Raw genomic sequence first — 15309 nt, forward strand, 5'->3', positions numbered from 1 at the left:
AGACCTCCCTTGATTACTTGGCCGATTTCCCTAAAGCCTTGGCCACCAGTTGTTCGTAGAGTTCGGCATAGGGTTCCACGGCCTGGCACCAGTTGAACGGTTGAGTCATGGCGCGGCTGCGCATCGCATTGAGCAAACCGGGGAAGGCAAATACCTTGAAGGCGCGGGTGAGAGCGGCTTTATAGCTGTCCACCGTGGATTCATTGAACAGGAAGCCGGTCACGCCATCTTCGATAGTGTCGGCCAGGCCGCCGGTATTGCGCGCCACCGGCAGCGAGCCGAAGCGCTGCGCGTACATCTGGCTCAAGCCGCAGGGTTCGTAGCGCGATGGCATCAACAGGAAATCGCTGCCGGCGAACATGCGGCGGGCATCGGTTTCGTTGAAGCCGATCCGCACGCCCACTTGACCGGGAAAGCGCAGGGCCAGCTCGCGCATGGCCTGTTCTTCTTCCGGCTCGCCACGCCCGATAATGGCGATCTGGCCGCCGTTTTCGACGATAAAGCTGGCCACCGCCTCGGTGAGGTCCAGACCTTTCTGATAGACCAGACGCGAGACCACGGCGAACAACGGGCCGGTGGAGTCGTGCAGGCCGAACAGTTCGCGCACGTGGGCGGCGTTGATGGCCTTGCCGTTCCAGTCACCGATATTGAAGTTGTGGACCAGGTGGGTGTCGGTGGACGTTTCCCAGCTTTCATCAATGCCGTTGGGAATACCGCTGAGCAGACCCTGTTGGGTCTTGCTGGCCAAAAAGCCATCCAGGCCGCAGCCGAATTCGGGGGTAGTGATTTCCTGGGCGTAGGTGGCACTCACCGTGGTGATATGGCTGGAATAGGCCATGCCCGCCTTGAGGAACGACATCTTGCCGTAGAACTCCATGCCTTCCTGTTGCAGGGCATGCGGCGGAATCCCCAGCTCCGGGGTGGACGCCAGGCTGACGACGCCCTGATACGCCAGGTTGTGAATGGTGAACAGGGTCGGCGTGCGTGACCCGCGCCAGTGCATGTAGGCCGGGGCCAGGCCCGCCGGCCAGTCGTGGGCGTGCACCAGGTCCGGGCACCAGTGGATCTGCGCGAGGTTGGCGGCGATGTCGGCGGCGGCCAGGCCCAGGCGGGCGAAGCGGATATGGTTGTCCGGCCAGTCGCGGCCGTTATTGGCGCCGTAGGGCGTGCCTTCACGCTCGTAGAGTTCGGGGCAGATCAGCACGTAGATGACCAGCCCATCCTTGAGGTCCATGCGTCCGATCTTGCACGGCGGCAGCGCGGCGTGACCGCCCAGCTCGCCAATGATATGAATCGGGTTGTCGCTCTCCATCACTTGCGGATAACCCGGGATCAACACTCGCACATCGTGCAGATGCGCCATGGCGCGGGGCAGGGCGGCAGACACATCGCCCAGGCCGCCGGTCTTCACCAGGTCGGCGAATTCGGAGGTGACGAAGAGGACTTTTTTACGATTGGGGTTGTGACTCACGACCGGCCGCACCGTGTTGATGTCAACTAAAGAGCTCGCCCCGCCAACTGGCTGACTAACACGTTCTCCCTGAATACTTGAAACGGCACTGATCATAGTTCTCTCCACGTGTAGGGTCGGTTAGTGGCCCGCTGCCACTAGCTCGATGACCGCATCCTGCGGCCACGCGCACAAGTGCAATACAATTCTGGCAAGGCTTATGCCAGTTGCACGGTTGGCAGAAATAGATTGGATGGGCGGGCATTGGGGGGTTAATCCAGTGTGCTCGCCCTACCTTAAAACTTGACCAGTGGCCGAGTTGGAAAGTTTAGATTTTTTGCGGGGTTTTTGTTTTGGAACGGACCCATCGGTCATGAGTCTAGGACAGATCCCAGAGCCTGTAGGCTTTCTAAGGAAATTTTGTAGGACAAAAAACTTCTAACCCCAAAACCGCAGGTTGTAGTGAGCGGGCTTGCCCCGCGCTGGGTGGCGAAGCCGCCCCAACAAAGACGCCACGGTATTTCAGAACGACCGAGGTGCCTGGGTTTGGGGCGGCTGCGCCACCCAGCGCGGGGCAAGCCCGCTCACTACAGATGACGGAAAACGCCCCACCTCAGTGCAAACCCGCTCCCAGCATTGGTGCAGGGTGCGTCAGCCCAATACGCGAATGGGCGTACCGGCCGCCCAAGCTTGAACATCCTCGATCATCTGCTGATAGAACTGCCGGTAATTCTGCTCGCTCACATAGCCGATATGGGGCGTGGCCAATACGTTGGGCAGGCGGCGGAAGGGGTGGTCCGCCGATAGTGGCTCTTCGCCGTATACGTCCAGGGCGGCCCCGGCCAAGCGACCACTTTCCAGCGCGGCCACTAGCGCCTGTTCATCCACAATCGGCCCGCGTGCGGTGTTCACCAAGCGTGCCGTCGGTTTCATCCAGCCCAGCGCCTTGGCGTCGACCAGCCCGCGGCTGCGCTCGCTGAGTACCAAGTGCACGCTGAGGATGTCGGCTTGTTCAAACAGCGCCTGTTTGCTGACCCAGGTTACACCGCATTGCGCGGCCCGTTCCGGGGTCAGGTTTTCACTCCAGGCGATGACGCGCATACCGAACACCTGGGCAAACTGCGCGACTTTCTGGCCAATACTGCCCAGGCCGAGAATGCCCAGGGTCTTGCCATACAAGTCGCCGCCCAGGCCGACTTGCCAACCGCCGGCACGCAACGAGTTGGCTTCGGCCAGCAGGTTGCGGGTGGCGGCCATGATCAAGGCCCAGGTCAATTCCGGCGCTGCCTGTTTATAGCTGTCGGTGCCGCACACCTGAATGCCCAGGGCCTGGGCGGCGGCAATGTCGATAGCGGCATTGCGCATGCCGCCGGTCACCAGCAGCTTGAGATCAGGCAGGCCCTGCAGCAGCGCCTTATCGAAGGTGGAGCGCTCACGCATCACGCAGATCACCTCGAAGCCCTTCAAGCGTTCGATCATCGTCGCGGTGTCTGCCGGGTAGTCGTGCAGGAAGTGCACCTGGCCAACTGGCGCCAGCCCTGACCAATCCACCACGCCACTGGCCACCTGCTGCCAATCATCAATGACTGCTATCTGTAATGACATTCACCCGTGCCTCGATCAAATGGGATTAAAGGGCGTTCAAACCCTGCAACAGTGCCGCGTGAAACTGGGCCGGCTCCTCCATTTGCGGTGCGTGCCCCAGCCCGGGGAACTCCACCAGGGTTGCGTGGGGGATCAACTGGGCCACCTGCTTGCCCAACACGGCGTAGTTGCCGATCTTCGCCTTGACCTCAGGTGGCGCAAGGTCCTTGCCGATTGCCGTGGTATCGGCGGTGCCGATCAGCAGCAGGGTCGGCATCTGCAAGTCCTTGAACTCGTAGTACACCGGCTGGGTGAAGATCATGTCGTAAATCAGCGCCGAGTTCCATGCGACCTGGGTATGCCCCGGGCCCTGGTTGAGGCCGGCGAGCATATCTACCCAGCGTTCGTATTCGGGCTTCCAGCGGCCGACGTAGTAGGTCTCCTGTTCATACTTGCGGATACCCTCGGCGCTGAGTTTCAACTCTCGCTCGTACCATTGGTCCACGCTGCGATAAGGCACGCCCAGCGCTTTCCAATCTTCCAGGCCTATGGGATTGACCAAGGCCAGCTGTTCGGTTTGTGCCGGGTAGAGCAGTGCATAACGGGTCGCCAGCATGCCGCCGGTGGAATGGCCGAGGATCGTGGCCTTTTGAATGCCGAGCTTTTCCAGCAACTGATGGGTGTTGATTGCCAATTGCTGGAAGCTGTACTGGTAGTGATCGGGCTTGCTGGAGGTACAGAAACCGATCTGGTCCGGCGCAATCACCCGGTAGCCGGCGTCGCTCAGGGCTTTGATCGAACCTTCCCAGGTGGCGCCGCAGAAGTTCTTGCCATGCATCAGCACCACGCTGCGGCCGTTGGCGTGGCCTTTGGCGGGAACGTCCATATAGCCCATTTGCAGGTGTTTGCCTTGGGACTGAAAGTCGAAATGTTGCACCGGATACGGGTATTCAAAGCCTTGCAACTGAGGCCCGTAGGTGGCGGCAAACGCCGGGGCGGTACCCAGGGCGAACAGGCCGGACAGACAGGCAGCGCGGACGAAAGACATGGGACGTGCTCCGAATAGGATGCCCGGATGCTGTTTGGAGGGGATTAAGTGGGGATTAACACCCAGTGCAACGTCAGCGCCGCGAGCACGGCGTAGCGCAGGCTTTTGGCCAGTGTCACCAGGAGCAGGAAGCGCCACAGCGGCTCGCGCATGACGCCTGCGACCAGGGTCAGCGGGTCACCGATAATCGGCACCCAACTGAGCAGCAGCGTCCAGTGCCCCCAGCGCTCATAGTGGCGCCGTGCCTTGTCCAGCTGTTTTGCGCTGACGGGAAACCAGCGCCGGGCCTTGAAGTGTTCAACCCAGCGCCCCAGCCACCAGTTCACCAGCGAGCCCAGTACGTTGCCCAGGGTGGCAATGCCCAGCAGCAGCCAGAGGCTGTAGTGCCCGCTGAGCAGCAGCCCGACCAACACCGCTTCGGACTGCAACGGCAGCAGGGTGGCGGCACCGAAGGCCGCCACGAATAAGCCCAGGTAACCTGCGATCATCGTGCGGGGTAGTCAGCCACCACCACATCGCTGCCGTCCCGGGTCAGGCCGATCACTTGATAGGCCTCGCTGTGACCGTCGACTTCCATGCCGGGCGAGCCCATCGGCATGCCCGGCGCGGCAATGCCGAGCAGATCGTCGCGTTTGCGCAAGGCCAGCACCTGTTCGGCGGGCACGTGGCCTTCGACGAACTTGCCGTCGATCACGGCGGTGTGGCAAGAGCCCAAGCGCGGTGCCACGCCCAGGCGCTGTTTGACGGCGCTCATATCCGCCTCGACGTGGTCGTTGACCTTGAAGCCGTTGCTTTGCAGATGGCTGATCCACTTTTTGCAGCAACCGCAATTTGCGTCGCGGTGCACATCGATCGGGATCAGGTCGGCCGCCTGGGCCAGGGTGCTGGTGAACAGGGCTGAAAGCAGGGCCAAGCGCAATGGGTTTTTCATTCGGGTGTCGTCCAATACCGGGCAGTAAGCCGGGCATTCTCCCTGCTTTTTTGGTTGGGACACTGTTGTAATGTTTCTAAATTATACGAAGGGCGGGTTTTCCAGCCTGCATTTAAGCCGGTCGAGGGCCGTAGCCGAAAGCTGGACCATGCGCTCACGCAAGCTGGTCAATTGCAATTCGGTTTCGTAGGTCAGCACGCGCTTGAACAACGTGCCGCCTTGGTGGGGCACCAGGAAATAGTGAATGGAGCCGTCAACGGCCAGAGACGTGAACACGGTCTTGAATTCGTTGGGCGGCCGGGCGACCTGCACGCGATAACTCATGGGCACCCGCACGCCCATGAGATCGATAATTTCCGTGAAACGAGTGCCGGCCGGCAGTGAACCGCTGGTGCCGGTCTCGGCGCTGAGTGAGGTCGGATGCCATTCGTGCCAGCGATCCGGCTGGGTCACGTAATCGTAGACAAGGTCGATGGGGGCCTGAATAAAACGTTCCTGACTGACCTGCTCCAAGCGGATCGAATGCTCAACAACGTGCATCACACACCTCCTGTGTGGCGGGAATTTGCACTAGGAACTGTCAGAATAGTCCCACTCCCGAGCATTGCACGGGAGTGTTCCGGTGTTTTTTTCAGCGCACCTTGAAGCGACTCATCAACGCAATCACTCGGCCATTAGCGTCCAGAAGACTCTGGGTATTGTTTTGCGTGGCATGCCCGCTATGCACCAGTTCCTCGACCATTTGTCGGATCTGCACCATGCTGCGGTTGATCTCCTCGGTCACTGCGCTTTGCTGCTCGGCGGCCGTGGCGATCTGGGTGCTGAGGTTGTTGATATGGCTGACCGAGCCGGCCATCTCATCCAGGCCGGTGTTGACCCGTGCCGTGGCGTCCGCTGCCGACTGGCAACTGGCCTGGGTGTTTTCCATGGCGGCCACCGACGAACTCACGCCGCTGGTCAAGCGGGCCAGCATCTCGTTGATCTGCGACGTGCTGGCCTGGGTGCGCGCCGCCAGCGCACGCACCTCATCGGCGACGACCGCAAACCCACGACCTTGCTCACCCGCGCGGGCCGCTTCGATGGCCGCGTTGAGAGCCAGCAGGTTGGTCTGGCCGGCAATCGCGCCGATCACCCCCAGGGTCTCGGTGATGCGCGCGGCGTCCTGGCGCATGTTCTCCACGGTATGGGTTGCGCTGGCGACTTCGTCGATCAGAGCGCTGACGCTACTGGACGCTTCGCCCACGACCACACGGGAGTGATCGGCGTGCTCGTTGGCACGCCGGGTGAACGAGGCGGTTTCAGCGGCGCTTTGCGCGACGGTGTCGGCGGTGGAACTCATTTCGGTGATCGCCGTGACGGTCTGGTCGGTCTCGCTGGCATGCCGCATCAGGATCTGGTTGGTGTGCGCCGAGGTTTGCTGCAACTGCTCAAGGCTCGACGACATCGCGCCGGTGGCCTGGGTCACTTCGCCGATCATGTTTTGCAGGTAGACGATAAAACGGTTTACCGAATGACCGATGGCGCCCAGTTCGTCTTCGGCGCGGATGGTGATCCGCCGCGTCAGGTCGGCATCCCCGGTGGACAGGGCGTCGATGTTGGTTTTCAGCGTCTTCATACGCTGTACCAGCTTGCGAATGGCATAGACGGCCAATATCACCAGCAGCAACACCATCGGAATTTGCAGCAGGGCCAGGCTGCTGAGTACGTCATCGCGTTGCGCCGTAATCAGCGAAGTCGGCAGGGCGGTGGCGAGGAACCAGGGCGTGCCCTCGATGGCGCGAAAGTAGAAGGTACTGGCCACGCCCTGGTTGTCGAACTCGCTGCGTTGCAGCGCCTGGTCGCGGTGGGCGAGGGCCTGGCTGACCTGGGCGGCGAACGCCGAGGTGGCGGCCAGTTCGCTGATGTTTTTCAAGACCACCGGGCCGCTGATGCGCGAGCTGTTGCTGATGATCTTGCCGTCGCCCTCGACGATCAGCATCTGCCCGCCGATGTCTTTTTCCTTGTTGGCCACCAGCTCATTGAAGAAACCCAGCGTCACGTCGATGGTGGCCACGCCATAGGCGGCACCGTCACGCTGGATCGCCATGGCGCAGTTGGTGCGCGGCTCCTGGCTGGCGTCGTCCTTGTAGGCGGCGGCCCAGGCACACTGGCCACGGGGGGAGGCGAGGCCGCCCTTGTACCAGCTCTGGTCGTAATAGTTGGGCGCGGCGTCACTGTTCCAGAAGGTGTTGACCGCCAACTTGCCAGAGGCGTCGCGGTGCCAGAACGTGCTGTGTTTATTGCGCCCCGGAGTACGCTGGTTGGGCAACGGCCAGATCCCGCCACCAAACACTTTCAGCTCACCATATTGGTCCACCAGGCCAGGCAGTACCTTATCAATGGCGTCACTGTCGAGCAGGGGAATGGTTTGGGTGATGGTGCGTTGCTGGGCCTGAACCTTGTTCAGCTCGCCCTGGATCTGTTCGGCGACTTCACTGATGCGGTTGAGTACGACCTGTTCTTCGGTATGGCGCAGCTTGGGCGCGACCAACTGGCCGATACCCACGACGGTCAATACAAATAACACCAGGACGAACAGCACCAGAAACAGGGTATAGCGGGCTTGGATGGAGCGCAGTGCAGGCATGGGACCGTCCTTACGAAGCGTTTATTGTCGACGCGGCTTTGTTGGAGCTTCGTAGGGCTATCGGCTTGGGATGACGGAGCTTTAGGTACTATCGTGCAAGAAAGTGGCAGCGCCGGCCGGCGGCGCTGCCAAGTGCTGCGGATCAGATATCCAGCATGGCCATGACTTCTTCCGGGTAGCGCGAACCTGCGGTTGCATCGGCCGGGAAAATCGCATTCAACGCGGCGCGCTCAGCCTCGCTCAGTACGATCGAAACCGCCGCGACGTTCTCCTCCAGGTACTTGCGTTGCTTGGTGCCCGGAATCGGCACGATGAAATCACCCTGCGCCAGCACCCACGCCAATGCCAGTTGCCCGGCGGTCACACCTTTGTCCGCCGCCAGGGTTTGCACCTGTTTGACCAGCCGCAGGTTTTTCGCAAAGTTCTCGCCTTGGAAACGTGGGTTGAAGCGACGGTAGTCATCGGCGGCGAAGTCGTCCGGGCTTTTCAGTGCGCCGGTGAGGAAACCGCGCCCGAGCGGGCTGTACGGTACAAAGGCGATGCCCAGCCGCTGGCAGGCGGCGAGGCAGCCGTTGTCTTCCTGGTCTCGGCTCCACAGCGAATATTCGCTTTGCAGGGCCGTGATGGGGTGCACCTTATGGGCGCGCTCCAGGGTGGCGGCGCTGGCTTCGCTCAGGCCCAGGTAACGGACTTTGCCCTGTTTGACCAACTCGGCCATGGCGCCGACGGTTTCTTCGATGGCCACATCCGGGTCGATACGGTGCTGGTAGTACAGGTCCAGGGTTTCAATGCCCAGCCGCTTCAGCGTGCCGTCGATGGCGTTGCGGATGTAGTCGGGGCGGCCATTCACGCCGCGCAGTGCCGGGTTGGCCGGGTCGCGCACGATGCCGAACTTGCTGGCCAGGAATACCTGGTCGCGCTTGCCGGCGATGGCGTTGCCGATCAGTTGTTCATTGGTATGCGGGCCGTACATGTCGGCGGTATCGAGGAAGTTGACCCCCAGTTCCAGGGCGCGGTGCAGGGTGGCGATGGCTTCCCGGGTGTCAGTGCCGGTCGTGTAGAAATCGGTCATGCCCATGCAGCCGAGGCCGATGGCGCTGACTGTGGGGCCGTTTTTGCCGAGTTGACGAGTGTGCATGGGTTCAGCTCCTGTGTGGGGAAGGTCGCCATTGTTATCCTCGACAAAACTTAGATAAACCGGCTAAAAGCACTATCAGTATTCGTAAAATCTAAATAATCCAGGAGCAACCGTCCCTTGGACCGTTTTAATGCAATGCGCGTGTTTACCCGGATTGTCGAACTGGGCGGGTTTGCCAAGGCGGCTGACAGCCTGCAACTGCCACGGGCATCGGTGACCATCCTGATCAAGCAGTTGGAAGCCCACTTGGGGGTGCAACTGTTGCAGCGCACCACGCGCCAGGTCAGCCCGACGTTGGACGGCGCTGCGTATTACCAACGCTGTGTGCAATTGCTGGCGGACCTGGAGGAAACCGAGGCGGTGTTTTCCACGCGCCGCCAGAACCCGCGCGGAACCTTGAGCATCGATATGCCGTCAGGTATCGGGCGTTTTATCGTGATCCCGGCGTTGCCGAGCTTTACCGCCCGTTACCCGCAGATCGACCTGGAAATCGGCCTCAACGACCGCCCGGTGGACCTGATCCGCGAGGGCGTGGATTGCGTGCTGCGCGGCGGCCCGGCCCTGGATGAATCGCTGGTGGCGCGGCCTTTGGTGATGCTCGATCAAATGACCTTGGCCAGCCCGGATTACCTGGCGCGCATGGGCGTCCCGCAGTGCATCGACGACCTGGCCGGGCATCGGATGGTCGAGTACATCTCCAGCGCCAGCGGCAAACGGTTTGGCCTGGAGTTCCAGATCGGCGATGCACTGCGTCCGATCAACCTGGCCAAGACCGTTGCGGTCAACAGCGCTGACGGTTATTTCGCCGCCTGCGAGGCGGGTTATGGCTTGATCCAGGCGCCGCACTATCATGCAATGGCGCGCCTGGCGCAGGGCACATTGGTGGAAGTGTTGCCCCAGTTGGCGGTGCCGCCGATGGCCTTGACGGCGCTGTACCCACCGCACCGCCAGTTGTCGCTGCGGGTGCGGGTGTTTGTCGATTGGCTGGTGGAACTGTGCGCTCGACCGGGCAATGGCTTGCGGCGCTAGGCTTGTGCCCGGCGATAGGCGCCCGGTTGCTGCCCGGTGACTTTATGGAAAGCCCGGGTAAAGGCGGCGACCGACTGGTAACCCACCGCCAGCGACACGTCGGCCACGGTCTGGTCCTGCTTGAACAACTGGCAGGCATGGCGCATGCGCATCATCAGCAGCACTTGCCCCGGCGACTGCCCGCACAATTCGTTGAAACGCTTGAAGAACGCCGAGCGCGACAAACCGGTGCAGGCCGCCATGCTTTCCAGGGTCCAGGGATCGGCCGGGCGGGCGATCAACTGTTCCAGCAACTGCGCAAACGCCGGTTGCCGACCCAGCGCGGCCAGGCCGCCGAGATCGGTGTTGTCGATGACTTGCTGACGCAGCACATACAGGAACAACAAGTGGCAAAGACGCTCAAGCAAGGTGGGAGAGGGCGCGGGGGTACGCTGGCACTCTTGCAGGATCAGTTCGAACAGATTGCGTGCGGCGGTCAGTGACGGGTCACCGGCGCGCAGAATGATCCAGGCGGGCAGGGTATCGACAATCATGGCCGACAAGCCGGACTGGAAATGAAAGAAACCGCAGACCAGCCCCACGCCATCATTGGCCGTGCTGTCCAGGGGCAGCATCGGGCGCCGTGGACATTCCCGGGCGCCGGCGGCCGTGGCTTCACCCGAGAGCCGATAGGCCAGGTCACGCAAGAGAAACACGGCGTCGCCATTATTCAAGCGCTGGGGCACGGGATCGTCTTCGATATGCAGCCAGCATTCACCCTGCACAATCAGATGGAAACTGGCGCTGGCCAGGCCATGCGTACTGGCATGCCAGTCGCCGCAATAGCGGCCGACATGGAACAGGCTGGTATCGAGTTCGAGGCTGTCTAATAACCAATCGACAAGGGCACTGGACGAATTCATCTAAAGGAAAGACTCAAGAGCAAGTAATCGCTACTTTAGCCTATTGAGTCGATTTTTTATAACCAACAGACTGGTTACACGAACCCATCAGGAGACCACTCCATGTCCCGTGTACCCTTGTTGACCCCGGAAACCGCGCCGGAAGCCGCCAAGCCTTTCCTTGAAAATGCACAGAAAACCTCGGGGTTCATCCCTAATCTGCTTGCTGTATTGGCTAACGCACCAGCGGCCCTGGAAACCTACGTCACGGTGTCCGGCCTCAACGCCAAGGCGCAACTGAGCCTGGCCGACCGTGAAGTGGTGCAATTGATTGCGGCCACCACCCACGGTTGCGATTTTTGCGTCGCCGGCCATACCGCCGTGGCGCGCAACAAAGCCAAGTTGCCTGAAGAAGTGATCGACGCGCTGCGCCAGCGCGGTGAGCTGCCCAACGCCCGCTATGAGACACTCGCCGCGTTTACCCGTGAAGTGATCGCCACCCGTGGCGATGTCAGCGACGCCGGTTTTGAGGCATTTCTCGCCGCCGGTTATGCGCAGGGTCAGGCGTTGGAGGTTATTTTGGGCGTCAGCCTGGCAACCCTGTGCAACTTCGCTAACGTGTTTGCGCGTACCCCGCTGAACCCTGAGTTGGCGCAATACCGTTGGGAACAACCGGCCAGCTGAGTCGGCGATGGTCCACCTGCTGTAAAAAGGAGATACATAAATGCTTGACCCAATTTTGAGCCGTTGGCTCGATGTTCAAGCGCAGGCCCTGGATGTGGGCAGTTGCGATCCGCAGGAAGTGTTGCCACGCCTGGCGCAAGCCGACGTGTTACGTATCGGCGTGCCGAAGCACCTCGGCGGCCTGGGCGGTGATGTGGCCGGTGCGGTGGAAGCGATCGCCAATGTCGCCAGCCACTCCCTGGCGGCGGCGTTTGTCTGCTGGGGCCAGCGCTCCTTTATCGAATATTTGCTGCAAAGCCCGAATGAACGGCTGCGTGACCAGCTGATGCCGGACTTGCTCAGCGGCAAGCTGGCCGGGGCCACGGGGCTGTCGAATGCGATGAAGTTTTTGTCCGGAATAGAGGCGTTGCAGATCAGCGCCGAACCGACCGCCGACGGCTGGACCCTCAACGGTCGCCTGCATTGGGTGACCAACCTGCGCAAGAACGGTTTTGTCGCGGCGGCGGCGATCGAGGACGCTCAGGGTGGAGCGCCGTTTATCCTGGCGATCCCGGATTCCGTGGCGGGTTTGCAGCGCTCCCGCGACCTGGACCTGCTGGGCCTGCAATCGAGCAATACGGCCGCCCTGGGCCTGGAAGGCGTCGCGCTGAGTCGTGACTGGTTGTTGCATGAGGATGCGCGCAAGTTCCTGCCGGCAGTACGCCCGGCGTTCCTGGGACTGCAATGTGGCATGTCCATTGGCCTGGCGCGTCGTTCCCTGGCAGAGGTGGCCAACCATTTGGGTGCCAGCCGTACCGTGTTGCGCGATGAGTTGGAAGCGCTGCGGGTAACCCTGGATCATCTGGTCACCGAGCTCAAGAATGGCTTGCTCGCCGGACGTTTCGCCGCAGAGCCGGTGCCGCTGTTCAAGCTGCGCATCGCCCTGGCCGAAACCGCCGGCAGTGCCGTGCAACTTGAGCTGCAGGCGAGCGGCGGCAAGGCTTACCTCACCGCCCACGGCAGCGGCTTCGCCCGGCGCTGGCGAGAGTCGGCCTTTGTGCCGATCGTGACTCCAAGCCTGGTGCAACTGCGCACCGAGCTTCAGCGCCAGGCCAGCCTGTGAGCCAGGCGGTTCTGAGCGCCCAGGGCATTTGCCTGGGGTACACCGCCGGCCCGGTGCTGCAAGGCTTTGACTTGCATTTGCAAGCCGGTGAAGTGGTGTCGATCCTGGGTCCCAGCGGCGTCGGCAAGTCGAGCCTGCTGCGGGTGCTCGCCGGTTTGCAGGCGCCCCAGGGCGGTACTGTCACCGTGCTGGGCGAACCGTTGAACGGCCCGCACCCGCGCGTGGCGGTCGCCTTTCAAGACCCCAGCTTGTTGCCCTGGCTGAACCTGGAAAAGAATGTCGCCTTTGGCCTGGATTTCGACCGCCAACCGCGCTTGAGCCACGAACAGCGCCGTCAGCGGGTCGACCATGCTATCGCCGCCGTCGGCCTGAAGCACGCGCGCCAGCAGTTTCCGGCACAGCTGTCCGGCGGTATGGCCCAACGTACGGCGCTGGCCCGCTGCCTGGCGCGGCAACCGCAGGTGCTACTGCTGGATGAGCCATTCGGTGCCCTGGACGAAGTGACCCGCGCCGATATGCAGCACCTGTTGCTCAAGGTCAACCGCGAGCAAGGCTCGGCGGCGGTTTTGATCACCCACGATATTGACGAAGCGCTGCTGTTGTCCGACCGCATCCTGCTACTGGGCAACCGCCCGGCGCGCACGTTGGGCGAATGGCACATCGACCTGCCGCAACCTCGGGAAGAGCAGGTGGAGGCCATCGGTGCGCTGCGTATCGACATTCTGAAAACCTTACGGCAGGCGAGCCGCCCTCAACCCAACCCCCTTGAACAACAGGAGCTTAACCATGTGTCTGGATGACCTGACCCACTCGCGCCGTGACTTTCTCAAACTCTCGGCGGTGCTCAGCGCCGCCGGTGCCTTGCCCCTGCTGAGCAGCCTGCAAGCGCGCGCCGCCAGCGAGCCGGACGCGCCGGTACGCATCGGCTACCTGCCGATCACCGATGCGACGCCGCTGTTGGTCGCGCATAACAACGGCCTGTTCGAAGCCGAAGGCATCAAGGCCGAGCGCCCGGTGCTGTTGCGCAGTTGGGCCCAGGTGATCGAGGCGTTCATTTCCGGGCAGGTCAACGTGATTCATCTGTTGTCGCCGATGACCGTCTGGGCGCGTTACGGCAGCCAAGTGCCGGCCAAGGTGGTGGCGTGGAACCACGTCGGCGGCTCCGGGTTGACCGTGGCCCCCGGGATTACCGATGTGAAGCAATTGGGCGGCAAGTCGGTGGCGATTCCCTTCTGGTATTCGATCCACAACGTGGTGGTGCAGCAGTTGTTCCGCGACAACGGCCTGACCCCCGTGGCTCGCGCCGCGGGCACTGCCATCGCGGCCAACGAGGTCAACCTGATCGTGCTGCCCCCTTCAGACATGCCGCCGGCCCTGGCCAGCAAGCGTATCGACGGCTACATCGTTGCCGAACCGTTCAATGCCCTGGCCGAAAACCTCAAGGTGGGCCGCGTGCAACGTTTTACCGGCGATGTGTGGCGCAATCACGCGTGCTGCGTGGTGTTCATGCACGAGCATGACCTGGCCAACCGTCCCGAGTGGTCGCAGAAGGTGGTGAACGCTATCGTCAAGGCCCAGGTGTGGACCCGTGACAATCGCGAAGCGGCGGTGAAATTGCTCTCCAAGGACGGCCCGAACCGCTACACGCCCCATGCCGAACCGGTGTTGAGTAAAGTCCTGGCACCGCTGGCCGGCGACCGCGCCGCCTACCTGGCAGATGGCGCGATCCGGCATGCCGACTGGGACGAACACCGTATCGACTTTCAACCTTACCCGTTTCCCAGCTACACCGAAGAACTGGTGCGCCGCCTGAAGGACACCCTGATCGAGGGCGACAAGAAATTCCTCGCCGACCTCGACCCGGCGGTTGTCGCCAAGGACCTGGTGGATGACCGCTTCGTGCGTAACGCCATCAAGGCCGTCGGCGGCATGCAGACGTTCGGTTTGCCGGACGGGTTTGAACGGCACGAGGAGATCGGCGTTTGAACAACCGCGTAATCCCGGGCTGGCTGCTCGGGTTGATGGGCTTGGCAGGTTTGCTGGGGCTGTGGTGGCTGGGGGTCAAGGTGTTTGGCGAGGCGGACGGTTTGTCGGCGCGCTTCTCGCTGGCGGCCACCGCCGGCAGCTTGTGGGAACTGCTGGGGCGTGGAGAGCTGTACCTGCACGTTGCGGTAAGCCTCAAGCGCATTTTCGTCGGCTTGTTCCTGGCATTGTTGGCAGGGGTGCCGCTGGGGTTGCTGGTGGGCAGTTCGCGTAATCTGGAGGCCGCGACGACGCCTGCGTTTCAGTTTCTGCGGATGATTTCACCGCTGTCCTGGATGCCTATCGTGGTGATGCTGATGGGCGTCGGCGACCAGCCGATCTACTTCTTGCTGGCCTTTGCCGCCGTGTGGCCGATCATGCTCAATACCGCCGCCGGCGTGCGCCAGTTGGACCCGCGCTGGCTACAGTTGAGCAAGAGCTTGAGCGCCACGCGCTGGGAGACGTTGCGCCGGGTGATCATTCCCGGTGTGGTAGGGCATGTGCTGACGGGCGTGCGCCTGGCCATCGGGATCTTGTGGATCGTGCTGGTGCCGTGCGAAATGCTCGGAGTCAGTGCCGGGTTGGGCTACTACATTCTCGACACCCGCGATCGGTTGGCGTATTCGGAGTTGATGGCCATGGTGGTGCTGATCGGGCTGCTGGGCTTTGCACTGGATGCGTTGGCGCGCTGGCTGCATCAGCGGTGGGTGCATGCGCGTTGATACGGTTCATTGGGTATCTTGACCCGTGGCGAGGGAGCTTGCTCCCGCTGGGCTGCGAAGCGGCCCCCAGCTCTTGGTTTGAAAAGACTGGG

15 protein-coding genes and 1 pseudogene are annotated in these 15309 nt (G+C 62.0%); 6 read left to right on the top strand and 10 right to left on the bottom strand.

Translation table 11 applies throughout. From position 1 onward, the window contains the following. Nucleotides 1-13: 13 nt before the first annotated feature. The 9 genes and pseudogenes from glgA to C9383_RS06920 form a co-directional block, all read right to left on the bottom strand. Nucleotides 14-1567 (bottom strand): glycogen synthase GlgA, encoded by a 1554-nt coding sequence (gene glgA, locus C9383_RS06885; RefSeq protein ID WP_060752715.1) that lies wholly within the window; start codon nt 1565-1567, stop codon nt 14-16. Nucleotides 1568-2101: 534 nt separating this feature from the next. Continuing rightward, nucleotides 2102-3055 (bottom strand): D-2-hydroxyacid dehydrogenase family protein, encoded by a 954-nt coding sequence (locus C9383_RS06890; RefSeq protein ID WP_090370811.1) that lies wholly within the window; start codon nt 3053-3055, stop codon nt 2102-2104. Between the two features lie 25 nt (nt 3056-3080). Beyond that, nucleotides 3081-4082 carry an alpha/beta fold hydrolase gene (locus C9383_RS06895; protein WP_090370813.1) on the bottom strand — a complete coding sequence of 334 codons (1002 nt, stop codon included), beginning with the start codon at nt 4080-4082 and terminating at the stop codon, nt 3081-3083. Nucleotides 4083-4126: 44 nt separating this feature from the next. Beyond that, a complete protein-coding gene (locus C9383_RS06900; protein WP_090370815.1) occupies nt 4127-4570 on the bottom strand; it encodes a YqaA family protein in 444 nt (147 codons plus the stop codon). Continuing rightward, on the bottom strand, nt 4567-5013 hold the full coding sequence (locus C9383_RS06905; RefSeq protein WP_090370817.1) for a DUF411 domain-containing protein: 447 nt from the start codon (nt 5011-5013) through the stop codon (nt 4567-4569). The genes C9383_RS06900 and C9383_RS06905 overlap by 4 nt, the downstream gene beginning before the upstream one ends. 81 nt (nt 5014-5094) lie before the next feature. After that, the gene (locus C9383_RS06910) at nt 5095-5553 is read right to left on the bottom strand and encodes an SRPBCC family protein (protein ID WP_090370819.1); all 459 of its coding nucleotides are present in this window, start codon (nt 5551-5553) and stop codon (nt 5095-5097) included. Between the two features lie 91 nt (nt 5554-5644). Next, nucleotides 5645-6490 carry a methyl-accepting chemotaxis protein gene (locus C9383_RS28615; RefSeq protein WP_413037848.1) on the bottom strand — a complete coding sequence of 282 codons (846 nt, stop codon included), beginning with the start codon at nt 6488-6490 and terminating at the stop codon, nt 5645-5647. A 15-nt stretch (nt 6491-6505) separates the two neighbouring features. Next, nucleotides 6506-7639, bottom strand: a pseudogene (locus tag C9383_RS28620) (cache domain-containing protein); the annotation flags it as partial. A 142-nt stretch (nt 7640-7781) separates the two neighbouring features. Beyond that, a complete protein-coding gene (locus C9383_RS06920) occupies nt 7782-8777 on the bottom strand; it encodes an aldo/keto reductase (protein ID WP_090370822.1) in 996 nt (331 codons plus the stop codon). 117 nt (nt 8778-8894) lie between these two features. Between C9383_RS06920 and C9383_RS06925 the strand changes: the two genes are divergently transcribed. Next, entirely contained in the window at nt 8895-9806 is a 912-nt protein-coding gene (locus tag C9383_RS06925; protein ID WP_090370825.1) for a LysR family transcriptional regulator, read from the top strand. Here the strand turns inward: C9383_RS06925 and C9383_RS06930 are convergent. Continuing rightward, nucleotides 9803-10708, bottom strand: coding sequence for an AraC family transcriptional regulator (locus C9383_RS06930; protein ID WP_090370827.1), 906 nt, complete (start codon nt 10706-10708; stop codon nt 9803-9805). The two genes, C9383_RS06925 and C9383_RS06930, sit on opposite strands and share 4 nt — an antisense overlap. Nucleotides 10709-10810: 102 nt before the next feature. On the opposite strand from C9383_RS06930, the gene C9383_RS06935 reads away from it, so the two are divergent. The 5 genes from C9383_RS06935 to C9383_RS06955 are packed head-to-tail and all read left to right on the top strand — an operon-like array spanning nt 10811 to nt 15217. Next, the gene (locus tag C9383_RS06935; RefSeq protein WP_090370829.1) at nt 10811-11371 is read left to right on the top strand and encodes a carboxymuconolactone decarboxylase family protein; all 561 of its coding nucleotides are present in this window, start codon (nt 10811-10813) and stop codon (nt 11369-11371) included. 40 nt (nt 11372-11411) lie between these two features. Further along, nucleotides 11412-12473: an acyl-CoA dehydrogenase family protein gene (locus tag C9383_RS06940; RefSeq protein WP_090370831.1), complete on the top strand. Its 1062-nt coding sequence runs from the start codon at nt 11412-11414 to the stop codon at nt 12471-12473. After that, nucleotides 12470-13273: an ABC transporter ATP-binding protein gene (locus tag C9383_RS06945; RefSeq protein ID WP_090370833.1), complete on the top strand. Its 804-nt coding sequence runs from the start codon at nt 12470-12472 to the stop codon at nt 13271-13273. Before C9383_RS06940 ends, C9383_RS06945 begins: the two co-directional genes overlap by 4 nt. After that, the gene (locus C9383_RS06950) at nt 13260-14459 is read left to right on the top strand and encodes an ABC transporter substrate-binding protein (protein ID WP_090370835.1); all 1200 of its coding nucleotides are present in this window, start codon (nt 13260-13262) and stop codon (nt 14457-14459) included. Before C9383_RS06945 ends, C9383_RS06950 begins: the two co-directional genes overlap by 14 nt. A 35-nt stretch (nt 14460-14494) precedes the next feature. Continuing rightward, complete coding sequence (locus C9383_RS06955; RefSeq protein ID WP_161548163.1) at nt 14495-15217, top strand: ABC transporter permease; 723 nt, start codon at nt 14495-14497, stop codon at nt 15215-15217. The last annotated feature ends 92 nt before the right edge of the window (nt 15218-15309 follow it).

This window comes from Pseudomonas palleroniana (assembly GCF_003031675.1).
In the GTDB taxonomy this organism is placed as follows: domain Bacteria; phylum Pseudomonadota; class Gammaproteobacteria; order Pseudomonadales; family Pseudomonadaceae; genus Aquipseudomonas; species Aquipseudomonas palleroniana.